The organism is Mesorhizobium sp. B2-7-1 (assembly GCF_006440735.1).
GTDB lineage: Bacteria > Pseudomonadota > Alphaproteobacteria > Rhizobiales > Rhizobiaceae > Mesorhizobium.
In genome coordinates, this window is record NZ_VFUA01000042.1 from 1 (window position 1) to 21,267 (window position 21,267).

Genomic DNA, 21,267 nt, shown 5'->3' on the forward strand with positions numbered 1-21,267 from the left:
CCCCTCTCCGTCTCGGCTTCGCCGAGCCACCTCTCCCCACATCCGTGGGGCGAGGAGCTTTGATCCTGCGGGCCGCGATCCTTCACGCCCCCCTCTGCCCTGCCGGGCATCTCCCCCACGAGGGGGAGATCGGCTAATCGCCAATTGACAGCGCCTGCCGCCCCCTCCATACCTTCCGCGTTAATGTTCTCAGGGCGGGGTGAAAGTCCCCACCGGCGGTAAGGGGGGTTCGCCCCAAGCCCGCGAGCGCTTTCCAGCCTATCGGAAAGGTCAGCAGATCCGGTGTGATTCCGGGGCCGACGGTTAAAGTCCGGATGAAAGAGAACGATCGTAAAAGACGGTTCCGCTCGCGCGGGCCGCATTTTGCGTCGTGCGTCCTGATTCTGGTTCGAAACCGAAGGATGGACCCATGAATCAGCATTCCCCAAAAGACTATGAAACTCGCCGCATCGCCGTCATTCGCGCGCGCTGGCACGCCGATATCGTCGACCAATGCGTGCAAGCCTTCAAGGCGGAACTGGCCGCGCTCGGCGGTTTCGAGGTCGAGGTCTTCGACGTGCCGGGAGCCTACGAAATCCCGCTGCACGCCAAGACCTTGGCCGCGACCGGACGCTATGCCGCGATCCTCGGCACCGCCTTTGTCGTCAATGGCGGCATCTATCGCCACGACTTCGTGGCGAGTGCCGTCATCGACGGCATGATGAACGTGCAGCTTGCGACCGGCGTGCCGGTGCTGTCGGCCGTGCTGACGCCGCACAATTTTCACGATAGCGCCGAGCACCATCGCTTCTTCCACGAGCATTTCACCGTGAAGGGCAAGGAGGCGGCGAAGGCCTGCGTCGAGATCCTCGCCGCGCGTGCGCGGATCGCCGCTTAGGTCCAACTGAGGCCGGATTTCAGCCCTGCAACAAGAATTGCGGCCGAAAAGGCTTCAAAAGGTTGCGGTGGGTGCGAAATCCGGCCAGAAGCAACGGGGCCGCCCGACGCCCGGGCGGCCTTTTCAAACACGGGCTCGAACCAGATACGGGAGACTATTCGTTGGCTCGCATCACACTGAGACAATTGCTCGACCATGCCGCCGAACACGGCTATGGCGTGCCTGCCTTCAACATGAACAATATGGAACAGGGCCTCGCCATCATGGAGGCGGCCGAGGAGACCAAGTCGCCGGTCATCCTGCAGGCCAGCCGCGGCGCGCGCGCCTATGCCAATGACGTGGTGCTGGCCAAGCTGATCGACGCGCTGGTCGAGATCCATCCCGACATCCCGGTCTGCATGCATCTCGACCACGGCAACAATGAAGCGACCTGCGTCACCGCGATCCAGTACGGCTTCACCTCGGTGATGATGGACGGCTCGCTGAAGGAAGATGGCAAGTCGCCGGCCGACTATGCCTATAATTCCGGCATCACGCGCCGCGTCGTCGACATGGCGCATTGGGGCGGTGTCTCGGTAGAAGGCGAGATCGGCGTGCTGGGCTCGCTGGAAAGCGGCGGCGGCGAGCAGGAGGACGGCCACGGCGTCGAAGGCGCGATCAGCCATGACCAGCTTTTGACAAACCCCGAACAGGCTGTGCAGTTCGTCAAGGACACGCATGTCGATGCCCTGGCGGTCGCCATGGGCACCAGCCACGGCGCCTATAAGTTCTCGCGCAAGCCGGACGGCGCGGTGCTGGCGATGAACGTGATCGAGGAGATCCACCGCCGCCTGCCCAACATGCATCTGGTCATGCATGGGTCGTCCTCCGTGCCGGAGGAGCTGCAGGAGATCATCAACAAATATGGCGGCCAGATGAAGCCGACCTGGGGCGTGCCGGTGGAAGAGATCCAGCGCGGCATCAAGCATGGCGTGCGCAAGATCAACATCGACACCGACAACCGCATGGCGTTGACCGGCGCCATCCGCAAGGTGCTGACCGAGAACCCGTCGGAGTTCGATCCGCGCAAATATCTGACGCCTGCGATGGCGGCGATGCGGAAGCTCTGCAAGCAGCGCTTCGAGGAGTTCGGCACCGCCGGCAACGCCCAGAAGATCAAGCCGCTGCCGGTTTCGGAGATGGCCAGGCGCTACAAATCGGGCAGCCTCGACCCGAAATTCGGCTGACGCGAATATCTCCCGCGACCGGTTCAATCCCGGTCGCGGGCATTCTTCCTGCCGAATTACGGCGGAACTTCACACCGACAAATTGGTTCCTGCTCAGAGACCTTCCGGATCCGTCCAAAGGAAGGAGCAATCATGAGCAAGGATCGCGATAGCGAAGGACCGGTCTTTTCCGGCCAAGACGCGCGACAGGGCGAGATCATCCTGCGCACGCGTGCCCGCCGCATCATTTTCATCGCCGGGCTGGTCGGCATTGTGGTGCTGGCATTGGTGGTCAGCCTCGTCGCGCATTGAAGGCAGTGCGAATGTCCCGGGCATCGGTCAGGGAACCATTCCCGGCTCTGTCCGGTTGAACGTCGCAGATGAAATTGAGACGCGGTGACTTAGGCCGCCCTGTCTAAACGATGTTCGAGACGCTTTGTTGCGACATGCCGCTTCATCCGACCTGGCTCGACCTTGTCGGGCGGCTGTTGCTGACGGTGCTCGCCGGTTTCCTCATCGGCCTCAACCGCGAGGCGCGCGGCCATTCGGCCGGACTGCGCACGACAATTCTGGTCGGTCTTGCGGCCTGCGTGGCCATGGTCCAGGCCAACATGCTGCTCGATGTATCCGGTAAGGCGCCAGACTCCTTCGTGCGCATGGACGTAATGCGCTTCGCGCTCGGCGTGCTCACCGGCGTCGGCTTCATCGGCGGCGGCGCCATCCTGCGGCGCGGCGATCTCGTCACCGGCGTCACCACCGCCGCCACGATGTGGATCATGACGATGATTGGACTGGCCTTCGGCGGCGGCCAGTATGGCCTCGGCATGATCGCGACGGTACTGACAATGGTGACGCTGCAGGCGTTGAAATGGGTCGATCTGAAAATCCCGCGCGACCACAAAGCGATCCTGTCGGTCTCATGGCCGAAGAGTTCGCCGCCGGACCTTCAGGACATGGTGCGGCCGATTGGCTACGATGCACGTTTCGTCGGCATGGAACACGATGCCGAACGCAGCCGCTTCGTTTTTTCCTTCATGGTTCAGTGGAAGCAGCCCGACGCGAACGCACCTTCGACGGACGTGTTGTCGCTGGTCGGCGAGCACTGCGAAGTCGAGCGCTTCGAGGTGATCGGTGAGAAGCCGTTTTGAGCGCGAGCGGCAGGTTTACTCGGCCGCGTTCGGCGTTTCGGCGTCCGCCCGGATGAGCTTGATGTCGGCTCCGGCCGCCCAGGCGCCGATGTCCTCGCGACTGAGTGCTGCCGCCATCATGTCCGGGAAATGATCGGGCGTGCAAGCAAAGACCGGAATGCCCAGCGCCGCGACGGACCCCGCCATCGACGGATCGTAGCCGGGACGCCCCTGGTCGGTGAGCGCCAGGAGCACGACGACATTGACGCCCGAGCGGACGAGGGCTGCCAGCCTTTGCAGAAGCTCCTTGCCGTTGCCGCCTTCGTAGAGATCGGTGATCAGCACGAAATGCGCCTTGGTCGGCCGCTCGATGCGTTCGGCGCAATAGGCGACCGCCTGGTTGATGTCGGTACCGCCGCCGAGCTGGACGCCGAACAGCACCTCGACCGGATCGCTGAGCTCTTCGGTCAGATCAACGATCGCGGTGTCGAAGCAGACCAGCTTGGTCCGCACCACCGGCAGCGACGCCATCACGGCGGCGAAGATCGAGGCGTAGATCACAGAGCTTGCCATTGAGCCGGACTGGTCGACGCAGAGCGTCACCTCGTCGAGGTCGACCAGGCGGCGCTGGCGGCGCATGAAGCCGACCAGCTTTTCGGGCACCACGGTCTTGTGCTCCGGCTGGTAGTGGCGAAGGTTGGCCGTGATCGTTCGTGGCCAGTCGATGTCGCGTTGGCGCGGCCGGTTGGTGCGCCGCGACTTGTCGAGCGCGCCGCGGATCGCTTCGGCGGTCTTCTGCTCCAGGCGCTGCATCAGCTTGGCGACGATATCGGAAATGATGGACCTGGCGATGTCCTTGGTCTTGTCGGGCATCGCCGAGCGCAGCGAGACGAGGTCGGCGACGAGATTGACGTCGGCCTCGATCGCCTTGAGGAATTCCGGCTCCATCAGCATCTGCTTCAGGTTCAGGCGCTCGAAGGCATCCTTCTGCACGACCTGGACGACTTGCTCTGGGAAAAACGACCGGATATCGCCCATCCATTGCGCGACGCGAGGCGCCGAGCGGCCCAGCCCACCGCGCCGCTTGCGCGGGTCACCGGCGGTGTCGCCGCTGCCATCGCCATAGAGCGCGTCGAGCGCCGTCGACAGGCGCCGGTCCTCGGCCGACAGCGCCGATGATGTCTCGTCGTCGGCGCCGATCGCCAGCCGCCAGCGGCGCTCCCTGTTGTCTCCGGTCGGATCGAGCTCCGGCCCGGTGGCTTCATCAACCATGGCTGGCCTCCCCCGCGAGCAACTTGCCGAGAAGAGCGAAATGCCTGCGCCATGCCTCACCGCCGTCAGGCGCGGGCGTGAGCCCGGCGGGCAGGCTCGCTCTCTTGCCGAGCACGGCCTCGATCAGCCGCCGGCGCTCCATGCTGTCGAGATTGGAGAAGACGCGGCGCAGCAGCGGCAGGTGCGCCACGAAAGCCTCCTCGTCGAGCGATGCCAGCCAGGCATCGACGGCGCCACGCAAACCCTCGTCGTAGATCAGCCGCTGGCCGGCGCCGCTGAAAAAACCTTCGAAGAAGGCGGCCGCATCGATCACGGGCGTTCCCGGCGACAGGCGCTTTGCCAAGAGGTCGGCGGTCTCATCCGCTGAGAGCCGGCCTGCCTCGTAGAGCAGATGCGCGGCGCAGCCGGCAACAAGCGCCGTGGACCGCGACGAATCGAGCACGGCCGCCAACCCATTGCGCCATGCCTCCACAACATGCTCGCCCGGCTCGACCAGCTTGATCGCCTCGTCGGTCTTGCGCATCGCTGCCATCAGCGCGGCGGCGGCCTGCGCGTCGAGATCGCGCGCCGCGTAAGGCAGAGCGATCGAACCCTCGATGATCAGCCGTTCCAGCAGGCCGGCGAGACGTTCAGTCTCGGTCTTGCGGGCTTCGCCGTAGCGGATGATGTCGGCCAGCGGCGGCACCGAGGCCAGCAGCTCCAGGCACTCGCTGCTGTGCGCCGCCTTTTCCTCAAGCGCTGCGAGGCCAGCGGCGGATGCTTCGCTCAACGCCGCCGCAATTGCGCTTTGCACCAGCGTGGCCAGAGCATCGAGTGTCGCAGCTGCGCCGATCATCTGGATCAGCCGGCCATTGGCGGCCTTCTCGATGGTCGGGCCGTAGACCAGGTTCTCGACCAGGCGGACCGCATATTCCGGCTGCCAGGCCAGCATCCAGCGCTCGCGGAACGTGCCGCGGCTGCGTCCGACATCCGTCAGCCGGCCCCATGCTACGCCAAGCACGTTCAGCCGGTGCAGGAGCGTGGAGCGAAACAGCCCGCTCTCGCTGCGCAGGTCGACCGAAAGTTCCCGCTCCAGCGCCTCGGGCTTCAGCCGCGCGGCTTTCTGGTTGCGCTGCAAATCGTCGATCAGCGGCGCCAGCGGCGTGTCGGGCGGGATCTCGCCGACATCGGCGCCGAGCAGCAGCTCGGCCTCGACCATCCTCCACAGCAAGGCCTCGCCGTTGAAGAGCGCCGAGACCGAGGCATCGCGCAGTTCCTCGAAGCCCGGCTTCGGCCGTTCGCGGATGGCGGCGAGCGCCCGCGCAAGACGCTCCGCCTCGATCAGGGACGCGGTCGAGATCATGTGGCCCTTGGCGCGAAGCACCGAGGCGATGCGCGCCAGCCAGAGCACCGAGGCGTCGCCCTGCCCGCGCGTTTGCCACAGATGCTTGCACCATCCGGGCGCGACGACGCCGGCGCCGTAGCCGTAGCCCAGCGCCAGGCGCGGTCCGGTCCATGGCGCATAGGTCATCATGGTCTTGCGCCGGCCGATGCCCTTCAGGAGCGCCTGGTCGCTCTTTTGCGTGTGCGCCGCCTGCAAGGCCGGCACATGCCAGGCGCCGCAGACGACGGCCAGCGGGCCTTCGAATTCTTTCCGCGCGGCGGCGATCTCGAGCCGCATATGCGCCTCGCGCATCGCCTCGAATTTGCCGATCGCCCCCTCGCCGTCACGCAGCGTCGTCATCGCGTCGGCGATGGCCGCGAAGATCGGGCCGGGCTCCGGATTCTGCTCGATGATGTCCGACCACCAGCTCTCGCCGTCCTCATAGCCGGCTGCGCGCGCCAAAGTGCCGATCGGATCCTGGATGCGCGTCGGTTCTTCGCCCTGCTCTTGCGTGGGCTCTGCTTCGCCGGCATCGATGTCGGTCGAACCTTCAGCCGTCTTCGCGGCAAGCCGCGCGGCCGACGGCAGGTCGATGAAGCGCAGCGCCGCCTTGTTGGCGACGGCCCATAACGCCGCCTGATATTCCGGCGAGAACTCGGCGAAGGGCCAGAAGCTGGTCGCGGCGGGATCGTCCTCCGGATAGCAGAGCAGCGCCACCGGCGGCTTCAGGTCGGGACTGGCGAGCAGCGGCAGCAACGGCGAGGCATCGACCGGCCCTTCGATCAGCACGGCGACCGGCTGCAATTCCTGCAACGCCTTGGCCAGGCTCTCGGCAGAGCCCGGCCCGTGATGGCGAATGCCGAAATAGCTGATGCCGCCTCCCGTCATAGCTCAGATCGCCGCGTTGAGCGCCGCGTAATAACCGGCATAGTCCGGCCGCTTCTTCAGCACCGTCTCCAGATATTCCTCCAGCACCACCTTGTCCTGGACAGGATCCTTGACGATCGCACCGACAAGGCTTGGCGCGAGCCCTTCGGCATGCAGCTTGCCGTCGTCGAACCATGCCGCCTGGCTTAGGCCGCTAACCATCGTGGCGATCGCCTCGGCGGTGGACAGCGAGCCCGACGGCGTCTTCAGCGTCACCTTGCCGTCAGCGGTCGAGCCGGAACGCAGCTCGCGGAAGATGGTCAGCACGCGGGCGATCTCCTCGCCGACATTCTTCGGCACCGGCAGGTCCAGCCCGCCGGCCATCTCGCCGACGCGCCGGGAGACGATCGAGACTTCCTCCGCCATGTCGTCCGGCAAAGGCAGCACCACGACATTGAAGCGCCGCTTCAGCGCCGAGGAAAGTTCGTTGACGCCCTTGTCGCGGTTGTTGGCGGTGGCGATGATGTTGAAGCCGCGCTGGGCGTAGATCGAGGTGTTCAGCTCCGGCACCGGCATCATCTTTTCCGACAGCACGGTGATCAGCGTGTCCTGCACGTCGGAGCCCATGCGCGTCAGCTCTTCCAGGCGGCAGAGCTTGCCGTCCTGCATGGCGCGGTAGAGCGGCGTCGGCACCAGCGCCTCTTGGCTCGGGCCCTTTGCCAGGAGCTGGGCATAGTTCCAGCCATAGCGGATCTGGTTTTCGTCGGTGCCGGCGGTGCATTGCACGACCAGCGTCGAATTGCCCATGATGGCGCCGGCGAGATGTTCCGATACCCACGATTTCGCCGTTCCCGGGACGCCGAGCAGAAGCAGCGCGCGGTCGGTCGCGAGCGTGGCTACCGCCGTTTCCATCAATTGGCGGCGACCGACATATTTCGGCGAAATTATCGTGCCGTCGCTCGCCTTGCCGCCCATCAGATAGGTCAGCACGGCCTTGGGCGACAGGCTCCAGCCGGCGGGCTTCTGGCGATCGTCGCCGCGCGCGAGCGCCTGAAGTTCGGCGGCATAGACCTGCTCGGCCGGGAGGCGGATGGCTGCGTTCATGCGATCTTCTCCGAATTGATCATTTGGTTGTGTTTCCGGCCAGCGCCGCGTTGAGGCGCAGCAGGCTGAGCGATGGCGATGCGGGCGGCAGACCGGCGGCGGCGACGTCGCCGATTAGTTTCTCCGCCGTCGCCGCCGTGGCGAGAAAACCTATGGCCTCGAGATACTGCTCGGCGCTTCGTTTCATGACGTCGTTGTCACCCGAGACGGCGGAGCGCAGCGCCGAAAGCGTCTTGCCGTTTGCGAGGTCGCCCCATTGCAGCCAGCCTGCCTCCGCGCCTTCGACCAAGCTGAGCGCGTGCAGATTCTGCGCGTCATTCAAGATCTGCCTGATCAGGAGACGCTTCCTGCCGCTGTCCAAACGCAACATGAGCTGGAGGACGAGAAGCGTCAGCTTGCCGCCTTCGGCGACGAGCATATCCGCCAAACAGGCCACCGCCGCATCGCTGCCGGACACCGAGACCATTAGAACGAGAAAACGATCGGCATTGTCATCGACGCCGAACTGCCATGCGCCGATGAAATCAGGCTCTGTCTTGCCGAAGCGCGCGACGAGATCGCCGAAGTAGCAGGAAGCGAACAAGTCGGCGCGACGGGCCTGTTGCGCGGGCGACTTGAGTTTTATCGGTGCGTAGGTGGTACGGCGGCGAAGGAAGCCGGATTTGCCTTCCTCGATGAGAGCGGCCAACTCACCTGTCGGATCCTCCGTGCCGCCATCTGTTGGGTAGCTACGCTCCCCCAGCCTGGCCAGCAGCCGGCCAGCCATTTCTCGCACCTTGCCTGAGCGATCGGAAGATAGGCTTTGCAGGAACGGCACGTCGTCGGCGCCCAGGCCGAAGCGCATGAGTTCGATGAGCGCAAGCCTGACCTCCGCAGACTCTCTTGCCCCCTTGGTCTCGATCAACGTGCGGGCCAAGGCAGGCACAGCGCGCCGCAAATCGACCAAAGCAATGCGGCGCGCTGCGGGGTAGAAATCATCCCAGGTTTCCGCCGTCAGATGTTCGCGTCGGGAGTGCTTTTCGCCATCCGCGCCCGCCTGCCAGTCGACCCAGGGAGCATAGACCTCCGGGGCAGCCTGGTCGGATGCGGCGGGCATCCAGTCCATCGGATGGGTGACGAAGCCGCGGCTGGCGACGAGCGTGGCCACCCGGGTCTTGAGCCTCGCATCGGCTGCATATTTCAGCGCGGCCCGCAGCGGCGGTCGCAACCGTTCAGGGAGCATCGGCAGGGCCAGCACCGGCAGCGGCGGGCGCCGCTTCAACGTTTTCGGCGCCGCGGGGCGAAGCGCGACATCGAGCGCCTGCGCTGCGATGGCCAACAGCCGCCGCTCCTGTTCGTCGGGACTGGAAGCCGCGGCGGCCTCCTTCCACTCGACGGGGGCAAGCTCGAAAGCGGCGCCGCCCGAAATCCAGCCGTCGCGCAACCTCGCGAGCCCTGGCTGATCGAGCTCGTTCATGACAGATCGAGCCTCCCCATATTGCTCTGCGACGCCAGAAGCTCGAGTCTGGCGCCGTTCCAGAGCGCAGCCGTCGCCGTGAGATCCAGGCCGAGCAAGGTCGGGTCGACGGAGCCGGCGACAGGCAGGGCAATGCCATGCGGATCGTTCACCGCCTGCCACCAGGTACCGTCCTTCTCGTCCTGCGCGATCGCGCCGGCCGGCAGAATGATCGGGCAATCCGAGAGCCATGGCGCGCCATCCTGGAAGGCGGCGTAGGCGGCCAGCGGATCGCCAGCGGCATCCGGGGCGAAAGAAGGCCAACTGCCCGGCGCCACATCACCCAACCATTCCGCGACCAGCGCCCGCAGCGGATGGCGCGACGGATAGAATACCAGCCTCGCCTTGAAGCGGTCGCCCGGCGCGAAGGCGCCGGACCGCCGGCCGGCTGAGGCCGGGAAGAAATCCAACAGGACGGCGAAACGCGGGGTCGGGCTTTTCAGATCGAGCAGCCATGTCGCGTGGCTAACGAGGCCGTCGCGGCGGGTCTCGATCTTCTCGCCCAAAACCTCCCAGTCGCTCTCGACCTGCACGGCGTCGGGATTGGCGAGGATCTGGTCGCGCGTTTCCGATGTCGAGACCAGGCGCTTCAGCTCGGCATCGTCGGGCGCGGTACGCCACGCCTTGGCGAGCAGCACCAGCTTGCCCAACTCACGGATCGCAGCGTCCGGCCGCTCCTCGCCGCGCAGCGCCATCAGCCGCGCCGGCAATTCATCGATGCGGCCGGCCAGCGCCGTTGCCTTGAGATCAACAAGTCGTGCCGCGATGCGGCGGCAGCGCTCGCTCGAGGCGTCGACAAAGCCGGCGAGGCCGAGCCGAAGCTGGTCGGCGATCCATTGGTCAAGCTCGTCGAGCGCGGCGGAAACCGCGCTGCGCGTATCCTCGGCCCGCTTACGCTGCGCCGCCTCGCGGCGCTCGGCGGCGGCGGCGTCCTCGACGGGCGCGCTTTCCGCAGGCCGCGACGCCTCGTCGATGCTTTTGCCTTCAGAGCTGGCTGCCACCGGCGTCGGAGATTGGCCGGGCTTGCGGCGCCGACCGAGCCAGTCGTTGACCCAGTCCGGCGTCTGATCGACACGGGCGAAGCTGTCGGCTGCCGTGGCGCCGATCCAGGCCAGCGCCAGAATATGCTTGCAGGGAAATTTTCGAGAGGGACAGGTGCATTTATAGCCGTGATCGGAGGTATCGAACGCGACGCGGTACGGGTTGGACCCCGAGCCCTGGCATTCGCCCCAGATCAACGGCAGCTGTTCATGCGCTTCGAGACGGGGCCAGTTCGAGCGCTTGGTCAGCTTGGCGGCAGCGCCGAGCGAGGCCTGGTCGGGCGCGAGCGCCTCGATGGTTTTCAAATCCAGCTGCAAGCCGCGCCTCACCCCCGAAGCATGATTCCGCAGCGATAGATAGCCGTTTGCGGCGCGCTGGTGTAGCTCCAGCCGCCGCAAAATCGAGACATTGTCTAACGTTCCGTTGCTCTCCTGACAGTACCGGTCAGGCCGGCACAGACGTCTCCGCACCGCCGAGATAAAGCCGGTGCAGTTCGTCCTGCGATTGCCGCAGCTTCGCGCAGTCGCCGTCATAGACGACGCGGCCGCGGCGCATGACATAGGCGCGGTTGCCGATCGACAGCGCAAGGGCGGCGAACTGCTCCACCAACACGACGGCCAGGCCATCGTTGGCGAGCTTACGCACCGCCGTCATAAGCCGCGTGACGATGACCGGGGCGAGACCGGCGGACATCTCGTCGATCAGCAGCACTTTGGGCCGGGTGAGAAGCGCTCGCGCGATGACCAGCATCTGTTGCTCGCCGCCGGAAAGCAGGCTCGCCTTGACCGTGCGGCGCTGCACCAGTTCGGGAAACAGCGCATAGGCTTCCGCGATATCGGCGCCGGGATGCAGGCTGACGTGCAAATTCTCTTCCGTCGTCAGCTGGCGGAAGACGGTGCGGCCCTGCTCGACATGGGCAAGCCCTTCGCGTGAACGGGCGCCCGGACGCGCCTTCTGCAACTCGCGGCCGTCGATGGCGATGCTGCCGGCGGCAACCGGGATGATGCCCGACAGGCCTTCGAGCAGCGTCGTCTTGCCGGCGCCATTGGCGCCGAGCACGACGCTGATCGCGCCGCTCTTGGCCACGAGATCGACCGACGTGACGACGGGTAGCTCGGCGCGATCGATCGACAGGTTGGAAACGACGAGCCTGCTCATGCCGCCACGCTCTCTTCCTCGATGCCGAGATAGGCCTTCTTCACCGCCCGCTCGCTGAGCACCTTGGCCGGCGGACCGGAGGCGATGACCTGGCCGAAGTCGAGCACGGTGACCTCCGAGCAGACCGCCCGCACCAGATCCATGTCGTGCTCGACCAAAAGCACCGCCGAGCCGAACAGTTTCGGGATCTCGGCGATGCGCTGGCCGAGCCGCAGCGTCTCCTCATGCGACTGGCCGGCCGCGGGCTCGTCAAGCAGCACGACGGCCGGGCGCGCGGCGACGACGCCGGCGACGTCGAGCAGCCGCCTGGTGCCGGCATCGACCGAAGCAACCAGCGTGTCGGGATGCGGACAGTCCAGCCAGTCGAGGATTGCCCTGGTCTCGCTTGCCGACAGGCCCTTGGCCGCCAAGGCCACATAGCCACCGACGGTGAGCTCCGGCGCGATGCGGTTGGTCTGCCAGGTGCGGCGCACGCCCTCGCGGGCGCGCAAATGCGCCGGCACGCCTTCGAGCGGCTTGCCGCCCAGCCGCACACTGCCCTGATAGGAGGCCAGGAAGCCGGCGACCGCATCGATGAAGGTCGACTTGCCGGCGCCGTTCGGGCCGATCAGGCCGGCCACGGTGCCGGCGGCAACGCTCAGGCTGACATTGTTCAGCGCGACGACGCTGCCGTAGCGCACGGTCAGACCCTCAATGGTGAGCGCCGGACCGGCGGTGCGCTCGATTGCCGCCGGCAATTCAGAGCCAGACGTGGCAGCGGTCTTCGGCGTACGCGCCGGCAGCAGCTTGCGGAACTGGCGCTGGAAGGTTTCGCTCATCGTCTCGCCGGTCGACAGCGCCTGGGTGGCACCGATGGCGAACAGCACATTGCCGATGTCCTGCGGCCAGTCGAGCCGGCGCAGGATTTCCGGGAACATCACGACGAGCAAGCCGCCGATGATCGCGCCCCCGGCGAAATGCGCGCCGGTCATCACCGACACAGCATAGAGCGAAAGCGACTGCATCATGCTGAAATTCTCGGCGACCAGCGTGCCGAGATAGCCGGCGAGCAGACCGCCGGAAATGCCGGCGACGAAGGCGCTGAGCGCGAAGGCCGTGAGCTTGGCGGTGGCGATGCTGACGCCATGCGCCGCGGCGGCGCGCTCCGAATGGCGAACCGCCAACCAGGACGCGCCGAGCCGCGAGCGGCTGATGAATTCGAGCGCCACAGCGATCGCCACATAGAACAGCAGCACGAAGACGAAATAGCCCTCGTCGCTGTCGAACAGTTCCGGCCGCGGCACCTGCAGGAAATCGGTCTGGCCGGGATAGGTCATGGTGGCAAGGATGGTGTCGAAGGCGGTGGCGAAGGAGAGCGTGACGATGGCGAGGTTGATGCCGCGCAATCGCAGCGCCGGCAGGCCGATGGCGACGCCGAACGGCACGGCGGCAAGGCCACCGACCAGGATCCACGCCGCCAGCCCGCCCGGCGCCTCGGCGAGGTTGAGATAGCCGACAGTCCAGGCGCCGACGCCGGCGAAGGACATCTGACAGAGCGCGATCATGCCGGTGCGGCCGGCGACGAGACCGAGGCTCTGCAAGGCGACACCGATGATCAGCACCGAAGTTGCCAGGAACACCCAGTAGGAGGGCAGCAGGCCGGCATAGGCGACGCCGCCGGCGATAAGCGCCACGACGATGACGATCAAGGAGGCTCTCAAGCTAGCGCGCTTCATCCCAGCGGGCCTCCCGCTGCGACCAGAGAAGAACGGCGAGCACCACCAGGAAGGGAATGGCGCTGCGATACTGGCTGACGCTGTCGATGGAGCTCGCCAGCCCTTCGACGATGCCGAGCGCGATGCCGCCGGCGAGCGTCCACCAGAAGCTGCGGAAGACGCCGATGAGCGCCGCGGCAAGCGCTGGCACCACGAGCAGGCTGAGCGTCATGAAGTTCGGTGAGCGCTGCGGCGCGATGATCATCAATGCGAAAGTGGTGAAAGCGCCGGTCATGCCCCAGACCAGCAGCGACAGGAGCTGCACGCGCACGCCGAGCAGTTCCGCCGCCATCGGCCGGTCCGCCAGCGCGCGCAGATTGAGGCCGACCTTGGTGCGGTTGAGGAAGAGGTTGGAGAGGATTGTGAACAGCACCGCGAGCCCGATGGTGAGCACCGAGGCGATGGTCACTTCGACGCCGGCGAGACGAAAGGCGGAGCCGGGGAACAGATCCGGCATGTTGTGCGGATGCTGGCCGCCGGTGAGCCGCAGCCCGACGGCGATCAGGCCGACGAGCAACGCCACCGTCACGGCCGCCTTGGTTGAAGCGCTCGCTTCGCCGAACCACCGCGTCATGATGTAGCCGATTGCGACGCCGGTCGCCGTGCCTGCCGCGATGCCCGCCAACACCGAGGGCCAGATGGGGAAGCCGGCCTCGAACAGCGCGATCAGCACGAAGGTGCCGGCGGTGCCGATCGCGGCCCCGGTGAAATTCACCACGGCGACGAGCCGGTAGGTGAAGACGGCGCAGACGCCGAGCAGGGCATAGGTGCCCCCGGCCGTCAGTCCCGCCACGGCGGATGTGAGCAATGCGTTCATTTTTTCCCAATCTGGAAGCGGGCCGGCATCGGCCCCGAATATGTGCCGAGGCCGGCGCCGCCCCTCATCGCCGTGCCCGACATTTCTCTCCGTCCACAGAGAGAAAGAGGCTGGCCATAAGAGGCGGTGCCGACGCCCGGGAGGATCACTTGGCCTGCGGCAGCACGACCCAGTCCGGCGTCTCGACCTTCCAGGCGCCGGCCTCGAGCTTCATCACCTTGGTGGCCTGCATCGGCGAATGCGTCTTGGCCTTGCCGAAGACGTAAGGCGAGCCGGCGAGCGGGTTGGTGAGCGGCTGCATGTCGTGCAGTGCCTTGGCGACACTTTCGCGCGTCACCTCGCCGTCGATCGAGGCGACCACCTTGAGGAACAGTTGCGCAGCGAGGTAGCCGCCCTGCGAGAAGGCGGTGAGCGGCCGGTTTGCCTTCTGCATGTCGGCGATCCACTGCGCGTTGGCCGCCGAGCCCTTCTCAGTGTAGGGCTCCCACTCGGTGCCGACATAGATCGGCTGCTTGGTGTCGGCCAGCGCCTTGGCGACCTGCTCGGTGTAGCCGGGCGCCAGGAACAGCCAGTTGATGCCGGTGATCTTCTGCGCATCGACGGTCTTGATCAACTGCACCACCTGCGGCTCGACCTGGTTGGTCAGCACCGCGTCGCAGCCGGCGTCGCGCGCCTTAATGACGTATGGCGTGAGATCGCCCTGGAAGGGCAGTGTCAGGTCGAGCAGGTGGATCTTCTGGCCGCTGATCTTTTCCCAGTTCTCGATCGCCTTCTTGTAGGCCTCCTGGGTGCCGCCGATGATGATGAAGAAGGCGCAGAGCTTCTTCGTCTTCAGCTCGTTGGTGGCGTAGTACGCCATCGCGGTCGACAGCGTATATGGGCCGACATTGACCGGCGCCACGTTGGGCGAGGAGAAGCAGGCGGCGTCGACGCCGAGGCCCTGCACCGAAAGGATCTTCTTGCGGCTGTAGGTGGCCGAGTTGACGGCGCAGTCGAGCAGGCTGGCCGAACCGACCAGAGCCACCGCCTCTTTGTTGTCGATCAGGTCGCGCGCGGCCTGGGCTGCCACCGCGGGGTCCGCCTTGTCGTCGGCGATCGTGTAGCCGATCTTGCAGCCATTGATGCCGCCTGCCGCGTTGACGGCATCGAAAGCGGCCTGCGTCGCCTTCGGCACTTCCGAGAAATCGGCCGGGCCAGTGACGGTCGACACGGCGCCGACCTTGATGGCACCATCCTTGCAGGTCGGGCCAGCGGCGGATGCGGTGCCGGCCATGGCGGCAAGGCCGATGCCGGCGAGTGCCGCTGCGAGCAGTCTCGATTTCCAATGCATGTTTCAGTCTCCCATTTTTGTCATGCGTTATTGGTTTCAGGCGGCGGCGAGCACGGGCGAAGCGAGGCTCGCGGCGTCGATCGCGGCGAACTTCACCAGCGTGCGGGCAATGGTCTCGCGCTCGATGTCGCGGACGATGAACACCAGCCGGGTACGGCGGTCCGCCGACGGCCAGCGGTCGAGCCGCGCCGGTGGATGAAAGACATGCTGGACGCCGTGCAGCACAAGCGGCCGCCCGGGATCGTCCGTCGTGCGCACGAGGCCCTTGAAGCGCAGCAGGTCCTCGCCCTTCAGCGCCGCGACATAGTCGAGCCAGCGGGCGAAGGCGCCCCACTCGAGCGGCTTGTCGATGACGAAGCTGAAAGTCCGGATGCCGTGATGGGTGCCCTGATGATGATCGTGACCATGATGGCAATCCGGTTCGCAGCCATGGTCGTGATGCGCGACGGCTTCGAGCCGCCCGGCGATGCGGGTCACATCCGCTGCGTCAGCAGGCAGGCTCGCCAGCAGATCGAGGTCGACTTCGCCGTTGCGGGCAATGGTTTGCTCGACGGCCGGCGCCAAATGCTCCAGTTGCTGCAGCATATCGCCGAGTGCCTCGTTCGAGACGAGATCGGTCTTTGTGATCAGCAGCCGGTCGGCGACGGCGACCTGCTTGGCTGCTTCCGGGTGACGGTGAAGCGTCGCCGCGCCATTCACCGCATCGACGGTGGTAACCACACTTCCGATGCGAAAGCGAGTCATGAGCTCAGCTTCGGCCATCAGCGTGTGCAGGATCGGCGCCGGATCGGCGAGGCCGGTCGTCTCGATGATCACCTGCGAAAGCGGTGGCGTTTCGCCGGCACGGCTCTTAGCGTCGAGCTCCTTCAGCGTGGCGACCAGATCGCCGCGCACGGTGCAGCAGATGCAACCATTGTCGAGCAGCGTGAACTGTTCTTCGCTGGCCTCGATCAGCAAATGATCGAGCCCGACGGCGCCGAACTCGTTGACGATCACGGCGGCACCTGCCAGCGAGGGCTGGCGCAGCAAGCAGTTGAGCACGGTCGTCTTGCCGCTGCCGAGGAAGCCGGTGAGCACGGTCACCGGGATCTTTGCATCGCTCGAAGGATCAGGCGCGCTCATAGACCACCCTCCCCTCGAACCAGGTCGTCAGCACTTTTGTGTCGGCGAGATCGTCGGCCGGCGTCTCCAGCACGTTGCGATCGAGCACGATGAGATCGGCCGATTTGCCGATCTCGATCGAGCCGACGGTGTCGGCGAGGCCGATGGCGCGGGCGGAATTGATGGTGAAGATCTCGAGCGCCGTGGCGACGTCGATCGCCTGCTCCGGCCAGAGCGCGGCGCCCGGAAACTCACCGCTCGGGTTGCGGCGCGTCACGAGGCCTTCGATGCCGTCCCATGGATCGGGATTCGGCATCACCGGCCAGTCGGAACCGCCGGCAAGCAACGCGCCGGCGGCGAGCAAATCCCTGTTCGGCCAGAAACGCAGCGCGCGCGCCTCGCCCATGGTCTGCTTGTGGCCTTCGAGGAAGCTCGTCGGATACCACAGGAAGGGCGAGAGATCGGCGACGACGCCAAGCTCGGCGAAGCGGGCGATGTCGTCCGGCGCGATGTAGCTCGCATGCGCGATGTGATGCATCACCGTCGTCGAGCCGTTGAAGGAGCGCACGACATCGATCGCGTCGAGCGCCTGGCTGACGGCGGCATCGCCGGCGCAGTGGATCTTCACGCCGAGGCCGAGCTTCTCGCATTTGCCGACCCACCGGATCAGCTCCGGCACGGTGACGATGGTCGAGCCGCGGAAGCAGCAGCCGAGCACCGGGTCCTTGGTGTAGGGCTCGTGGAAGGCGGCGGTGCGGGCGCCCGGCACGCCGTCGAGGAAGATCTTTACGAAATCCGGCTTGGCGTGAACGCCGCGATATTGCTCACGCAGGGCGATCAGCTCGTCGCCGGCAATGCCGAACATGAAGGACGGCTCGACCGCCGGCATGGCCGAGACGGACCAAGCGGTCAGCTCGCCGCGATCGTCGAGGCCCTTCAGCGCCGCGAGGATCGGCTGCATGGCGGCGGCGTCGAGGAATGCGGTGACGCCGTAGGAGTTGAGCGTCGCGATCGAGCGCGCCATCGCGGCGCGGTCCATCTCTTCGGTGTAATGGCCGGACTGCGCGATGGTGCGCTCGACGATGCCGGCGGCGGATTCGATCATCATGCCGGTCAGCGCGCCGGTCGCCGGATCGCGGCCGATCGAACCCTTCTCCGGATCGGGCGACGAAGCGGACAGGCCGGCTAGGCCAAGCGCCTGCGAGTTGACCCAGCGGTTGTGATAGGTGTCGTCGCGCAGCATCACTGGCCGACCCTGGCTGACACGGTCGAGCACCGCCAGCGCTTCCAACCGATTGAGCTTCGGCAGGAGATCGCTGCCCCATTGGCCACCGATGATCCAGGAGCCTTCCGGCGCCTTGGCCGCCGCCTCGCCGACGCGCGCGATCAGCGTGTCGAAGCTCGCGGTCGGCGGGAAGCGCAGTTCGAAAAGCTCGGCCTGGCCGCCCATCATCAGATGCGCATGCACGTCGACGATGCCCGGCATCATCATCGCGCCCTTGAGATCGACGACGCGGGTGGCGGTGCCTGTCAGCGCGGCGACATCGGCGCCCTCGCCGACCGCGACGATGCGGCCGCCCTTGACGGCGACGGCCGAGGCCCAGGGCCGCCTGCGGTCGAGCGTATAGATGCGGCCATTGGTGAAAACCAGGTCGGCACTTCTGTCGGGCATTTTTTCTCCTCCACTCCCGCCGGCCGGCACCTCCACGCGCCAACGGACAGGCGAAACTTCAGATCACGTCACACCGCCCTGTTTTGCGTCGGCGCACGGCCGCCGCCATCCGCGACCAGCACCGCGCCGGTGACGAAGGACGCTTCGTCGGACGCAAGGAACAGGCAGCAGGAGGCGATCTCTTCAGGTTCGGCGATGCGGCGCAAAGCGATGCGGTTGGTCAGCGCCTTGAACTCGTCCTCCGGCGTCGAGCCGTTGGCGCCTGCGGCGACCTTCATCTCGTAGACGCTCATCGGCGTGCGCACCCAGCCAGGCGCCACCGCGTTGGCGCGGATGCCGTCGACGCCATGCGCGAAGGCAAGCGAGCGCGTATAGGAAACGAGCGCCGCCTTGCTTGCCGAATAAGCGGCGTTCTGGCCGCTGGCGTTGAAGGCGCCGACTGAGGCGATGTTGACGATCGCGCCGCCGCGCGCCTTGAGCATCGGGAGTGCCGCGCGGCAGACCATCATCGCGCCGGTGACGTTGACGGCAAAGCTCTTCGCCCAGGTCTCGTCGCTCAGTGTTTCCGGCTCGTCGAGGATCATGACGCCGGCGGCGTTGACGACGATATCGAGGCGCCCACCACAGGCTTCGATCGCGCGGGCAATATCGCCGGCGTCGGTGATGTCGCCGCGCACGGCAGTGCCGCCACTCGCCGTGGCCGCTTCCTCCAGCACCTCGCCGCCATGGCCGAATGCGACGATTTTCGCGCCGTGGCGGCCGAACAGCTCGGCGGTGGCGCGGCCCATGCCGGTGGCGGCGCCCGTCACCAGGGCCGTGCGGCCTTCCAGGCGGCGGCTCATGCGAGCCCCCAGTGCCGCTCGACGGCATATCCGGTCTCCGGCAAGGTCGAGCCGCCGTCGACTACGATGGTCTGGCCGGTGGTGTATTTCGCCTGGCTCGAAGCGAGATAGAGCATCGCGTAGGCGATGTCGTCGGCCTCGCCGAGACGGCCCATCGGGATGAACTGCCCCAGACGGTCAGCCACCTCAGGCTTGCTCATCGTGCCGCGCCCGGGCTTGGCGATGAAGCCCGGCTCGACGCCGTTGACGGTGATGCCGTCGCGCGCGAACTCGAAGGCGGCGCCACGAATGAAGGCGTTGACGCCGGCCTTAGCCGCCGAATAATGCGCGCCGCCGGCTATCGCCACGCGCGCCGAGACCGATGAAGTGACCAGGATGCGGCCGAAGCCGTTGGCGCGCATCGCAGGCGCTGCCGCCTGCGCCAGCCAAAAGCAGGCTTTTAGATTGATAGACAGCGCCTCGTCGAGCTTGTCCTCGTCGAGCTCCTCGACCGATGCCCAGGGGCAGCCGCCGGCATTGTGGACGACGATGTCGAGCCGGCCCGATTTGCGCACAACATCGCCGACCAGCGCGTGCAGCGCCGCGCGATCCAGCCCGGCAAGCGTGACGGCGCGGGCGGAGAGGTCGCGCGCCGACAGTTCGGCGGCAAGCGCCTCGGCGACGTCGAGCGTTCGATTGGCGATCACCACCGAGGCGCCGGCCTCGGCAAAGCGGGTGACGATTGCCGCGCCGATCCCGCGCCCGCCGCCGGTCACCAGCGCCACCTTGCCCGAGAGGTCGAACGGGGTCGCCATCGCTCAGACGACGCCCGCGCCGCCGACGAGATCGACGAAACGGCCGAAGACCTCCGTGTGGCGGTCGACATCGGCCGGCAACGTCGCCGGGCACATCAGGAACATGGTGTGGAACGGCGTCACCAGTATGCCTTCGTTCATGTAGAAGGCGTGCAACAGCGTCTCGAGGTCGCCACGCCGGCCGGCGATGACGTCGGCGCCGCTACGCGGCGAGTTCGGCATGAACATGATCTCGGCGCGAGCGCCGGTCTGCGTCACATGCCACGGCAATCTGTTGTCGGCGATGATTTTGCGCGCGGCCTCGGCAAGGCGCGTGGCGTTGGCGATCATCAGCTCGAAATTGGCCGGCGTCAGCACCTCTTCCAGCACCGCGCGCATGGTGGCGAGGGTGAGCGCGTTGCCGGCCAGCGTGCCGCCGATGCCGAGATGCGCCGACTGGCGCACGCGCGGATTGACCATCGGCACGATCTTCCAAAGCCGCTCGGCGATAGCCTGCGAGACGCCGAAGATGCCGGCCGGAATGCCGCCGGCGATCGCCTTGCCAGCCACCAGTATATCCGGCTCCAGCCCGTGCAGCGCGGTGTAGCCGCCGGGGCCGCTGGAGATGGTGTGCGTCTCGTCGATGATCAGCACCGTGCCGGTGCGGCGGGTGATCTCGCGCAGTGCCGTGTGAAAACCATCGGCGACCGGTATCATGCCGAAATTGGTCATCAGCGGCTCGGTCAGCACGCAGGCGACGTCGCCATGCGACAGCGCTTCCTCGAGCGCCGCGACGTCGTTGAACTCGACCACCCGGGAGACGGCCGAATGGTCGACGCCGTTCGGGTGGATCATGTTGCGCATGCCGATCTTGCCGTCGCGGATCTCGACATGCGCCTCCTCGACGCCGCCGTGATAGCAGCCGGAAAAGACCAGCACCTTGGGACGGCCGGTGATCATGCGCGCGATGCGGATGGCGCCGCGATTGGCATCGGTGGCGGACGTAGTCAGGGTCCAGTAAGGCAGGCCGAAGCGGCGCGTCAGCTCGGCGCCGACCCAGAGGCTGTCCTCGGTGGGCAGCATCATCGTCGTGCCGTTCTGCAACTGGTGGAGCGCCGCGCGCGTCACCGCTTCGGGCGCGTGGCCGCACATGCCGCCGGTGTCGCCAAGCGCGAAGTCGACATAGTCGCGGCCGTCGATGTCGCGGATGTGCGCGCCACGCGCCGAAGCGGCATAGACCGGGAAGCCGCCGGCCCAGCGGCGCATCCAATGCGACGGCCCGCCATAGAGGAAATGCGTCTTGCCCTCTTCCCAGGCAGCGGCCGAGCGCGGATGCGTGTCGAGGAACCGCGCCTGCTCGCGGTCGAGCAAGTCTTCGATCGTTGCGGATTGCAAAGCGGTCTTGCTGGCGGCCGTCACGGCGCTGAACTCTCCCTGACGCGCAAAATTTCGGGGCGCGTAGCCGTTCC

The 21,267-nt window shown here is 66.4% G+C and carries 18 protein-coding genes and 1 riboswitch; of the genes, 4 read left to right on the top strand and 14 right to left on the bottom strand.

The window, feature by feature from the left end:
• The first annotated feature begins 181 nt into the window (after positions 1-181).
• Positions 182-330: riboswitch (FMN riboswitch) on the top strand.
• Between the two features lie 79 nt (positions 331-409).
• From FJ471_RS17065 to FJ471_RS17080, 4 genes are all read left to right on the top strand, one after another.
• Positions 410-877, top strand: a complete 468-nt coding sequence (locus FJ471_RS17065; RefSeq protein WP_140805010.1) for a 6,7-dimethyl-8-ribityllumazine synthase — start codon at positions 410-412, stop codon at positions 875-877.
• A gap of 161 nt (positions 878-1,038) precedes the next feature.
• Positions 1,039-2,103 (top strand): class II fructose-bisphosphate aldolase, encoded by a 1,065-nt coding sequence (gene fba / locus FJ471_RS17070; protein ID WP_140805012.1) that lies wholly within the window; start codon positions 1,039-1,041, stop codon positions 2,101-2,103.
• Positions 2,104-2,235: 132 nt separating this feature from the next.
• On the top strand, positions 2,236-2,394 hold the full coding sequence (locus FJ471_RS17075; RefSeq protein ID WP_140805014.1) for a peptide ABC transporter permease: 159 nt from the start codon (positions 2,236-2,238) through the stop codon (positions 2,392-2,394).
• 134 nt (positions 2,395-2,528) lie between these two features.
• Positions 2,529-3,230 (top strand): MgtC/SapB family protein, encoded by a 702-nt coding sequence (locus tag FJ471_RS17080; protein ID WP_246684749.1) that lies wholly within the window; start codon positions 2,529-2,531, stop codon positions 3,228-3,230.
• A 15-nt stretch (positions 3,231-3,245) separates the two neighbouring features.
• Here FJ471_RS17080 and FJ471_RS17085 read toward each other — a convergent pair whose 3' ends face one another.
• The 14 genes from FJ471_RS17085 to FJ471_RS17150 all read right to left on the bottom strand — a co-directional run bounded on the left by FJ471_RS17085 (position 3,246) and on the right by FJ471_RS17150 (position 21,217).
• Complete coding sequence (locus tag FJ471_RS17085) at positions 3,246-4,481, bottom strand: VWA domain-containing protein (protein ID WP_140805018.1); 1,236 nt, start codon at positions 4,479-4,481, stop codon at positions 3,246-3,248.
• Positions 4,474-6,732, bottom strand: a complete 2,259-nt coding sequence (locus tag FJ471_RS17090; protein ID WP_140805020.1) for a DUF5682 family protein — start codon at positions 6,730-6,732, stop codon at positions 4,474-4,476. The genes FJ471_RS17085 and FJ471_RS17090 overlap by 8 nt, the downstream gene beginning before the upstream one ends.
• Before the next feature lie 3 nt (positions 6,733-6,735).
• A complete protein-coding gene (locus FJ471_RS17095; protein ID WP_140805022.1) occupies positions 6,736-7,815 on the bottom strand; it encodes an AAA family ATPase in 1,080 nt (359 codons plus the stop codon).
• A gap of 19 nt (positions 7,816-7,834) precedes the next feature.
• Positions 7,835-9,271, bottom strand: coding sequence for a DUF5691 domain-containing protein (locus FJ471_RS17100; RefSeq protein WP_140805024.1), 1,437 nt, complete (start codon positions 9,269-9,271; stop codon positions 7,835-7,837).
• A complete protein-coding gene (locus FJ471_RS17105; RefSeq protein WP_140805026.1) occupies positions 9,268-10,668 on the bottom strand; it encodes an SWIM zinc finger family protein in 1,401 nt (466 codons plus the stop codon). The genes FJ471_RS17100 and FJ471_RS17105 overlap by 4 nt, the downstream gene beginning before the upstream one ends.
• 127 nt (positions 10,669-10,795) lie before the next feature.
• Positions 10,796-11,509, bottom strand: a complete 714-nt coding sequence (locus tag FJ471_RS17110; protein ID WP_140805028.1) for an ABC transporter ATP-binding protein — start codon at positions 11,507-11,509, stop codon at positions 10,796-10,798.
• Positions 11,506-13,224 carry an ATP-binding cassette domain-containing protein gene (locus FJ471_RS17115; RefSeq protein WP_140805030.1) on the bottom strand — a complete coding sequence of 573 codons (1,719 nt, stop codon included), beginning with the start codon at positions 13,222-13,224 and terminating at the stop codon, positions 11,506-11,508. The genes FJ471_RS17110 and FJ471_RS17115 overlap by 4 nt, the downstream gene beginning before the upstream one ends.
• Positions 13,211-14,080 carry a branched-chain amino acid ABC transporter permease gene (locus tag FJ471_RS17120; protein ID WP_140805032.1) on the bottom strand — a complete coding sequence of 290 codons (870 nt, stop codon included), beginning with the start codon at positions 14,078-14,080 and terminating at the stop codon, positions 13,211-13,213. The genes FJ471_RS17115 and FJ471_RS17120 overlap by 14 nt, the downstream gene beginning before the upstream one ends.
• A gap of 145 nt (positions 14,081-14,225) precedes the next feature.
• Entirely contained in the window at positions 14,226-15,410 is a 1,185-nt protein-coding gene (locus tag FJ471_RS17125; protein WP_140805034.1) for an ABC transporter substrate-binding protein, read from the bottom strand.
• A 36-nt stretch (positions 15,411-15,446) separates the two neighbouring features.
• Positions 15,447-16,532, bottom strand: a complete 1,086-nt coding sequence (locus FJ471_RS17130) for a GTP-binding protein (protein WP_140805036.1) — start codon at positions 16,530-16,532, stop codon at positions 15,447-15,449.
• Complete coding sequence (locus FJ471_RS17135) at positions 16,519-18,183, bottom strand: amidohydrolase (protein ID WP_140805038.1); 1,665 nt, start codon at positions 18,181-18,183, stop codon at positions 16,519-16,521. The genes FJ471_RS17130 and FJ471_RS17135 overlap by 14 nt, the downstream gene beginning before the upstream one ends.
• Before the next feature lie 68 nt (positions 18,184-18,251).
• Positions 18,252-19,025 (bottom strand): SDR family oxidoreductase, encoded by a 774-nt coding sequence (locus FJ471_RS17140; protein WP_140805040.1) that lies wholly within the window; start codon positions 19,023-19,025, stop codon positions 18,252-18,254.
• Positions 19,022-19,819 carry an SDR family oxidoreductase gene (locus FJ471_RS17145; protein WP_140805042.1) on the bottom strand — a complete coding sequence of 266 codons (798 nt, stop codon included), beginning with the start codon at positions 19,817-19,819 and terminating at the stop codon, positions 19,022-19,024. The genes FJ471_RS17140 and FJ471_RS17145 overlap by 4 nt, the downstream gene beginning before the upstream one ends.
• Positions 19,820-19,822: 3 nt before the next feature.
• The gene (locus FJ471_RS17150; protein ID WP_246684750.1) at positions 19,823-21,217 is read right to left on the bottom strand and encodes a transaminase; all 1,395 of its coding nucleotides are present in this window, start codon (positions 21,215-21,217) and stop codon (positions 19,823-19,825) included.
• Positions 21,218-21,267: the final 50 nt, after the last annotated feature.

Bases quoted from the DNA above. Each gene is read 5' to 3' on its own strand.
- FJ471_RS17065 (WP_140805010.1), top strand. From the start codon at position 410: ATGAATCAGCATTCCCCAAAAGACTATGAAACTCGCCGCATCGCCGTC.
- FJ471_RS17075 (WP_140805014.1), top strand. From the start codon at position 2,236: ATGAGCAAGGATCGCGATAGCGAAGGACCGGTCTTTTCCGGCCAAGAC.
- FJ471_RS17080 (WP_246684749.1), top strand. From the start codon at position 2,529: ATGCCGCTTCATCCGACCTGGCTCGACCTTGTCGGGCGGCTGTTGCTG.
- FJ471_RS17085 (WP_140805018.1), bottom strand. From the start codon at position 4,481: ATGGTTGATGAAGCCACCGGGCCGGAGCTCGATCCGACCGGAGACAAC.
- FJ471_RS17090 (WP_140805020.1), bottom strand. From the start codon at position 6,732: ATGACGGGAGGCGGCATCAGCTATTTCGGCATTCGCCATCACGGGCCG.
- FJ471_RS17095 (WP_140805022.1), bottom strand. From the start codon at position 7,815: ATGAACGCAGCCATCCGCCTCCCGGCCGAGCAGGTCTATGCCGCCGAA.
- FJ471_RS17100 (WP_140805024.1), bottom strand. From the start codon at position 9,271: ATGAACGAGCTCGATCAGCCAGGGCTCGCGAGGTTGCGCGACGGCTGG.
- FJ471_RS17110 (WP_140805028.1), bottom strand. From the start codon at position 11,509: ATGAGCAGGCTCGTCGTTTCCAACCTGTCGATCGATCGCGCCGAGCTA.
- FJ471_RS17115 (WP_140805030.1), bottom strand. From the start codon at position 13,224: ATGAAGCGCGCTAGCTTGAGAGCCTCCTTGATCGTCATCGTCGTGGCG.
- FJ471_RS17120 (WP_140805032.1), bottom strand. From the start codon at position 14,080: ATGAACGCATTGCTCACATCCGCCGTGGCGGGACTGACGGCCGGGGGC.
- FJ471_RS17125 (WP_140805034.1), bottom strand. From the start codon at position 15,410: ATGCATTGGAAATCGAGACTGCTCGCAGCGGCACTCGCCGGCATCGGC.
- FJ471_RS17130 (WP_140805036.1), bottom strand. From the start codon at position 16,532: ATGAGCGCGCCTGATCCTTCGAGCGATGCAAAGATCCCGGTGACCGTG.
- FJ471_RS17135 (WP_140805038.1), bottom strand. From the start codon at position 18,183: ATGCCCGACAGAAGTGCCGACCTGGTTTTCACCAATGGCCGCATCTAT.
- FJ471_RS17140 (WP_140805040.1), bottom strand. From the start codon at position 19,025: ATGAGCCGCCGCCTGGAAGGCCGCACGGCCCTGGTGACGGGCGCCGCC.
- FJ471_RS17145 (WP_140805042.1), bottom strand. From the start codon at position 19,819: ATGGCGACCCCGTTCGACCTCTCGGGCAAGGTGGCGCTGGTGACCGGC.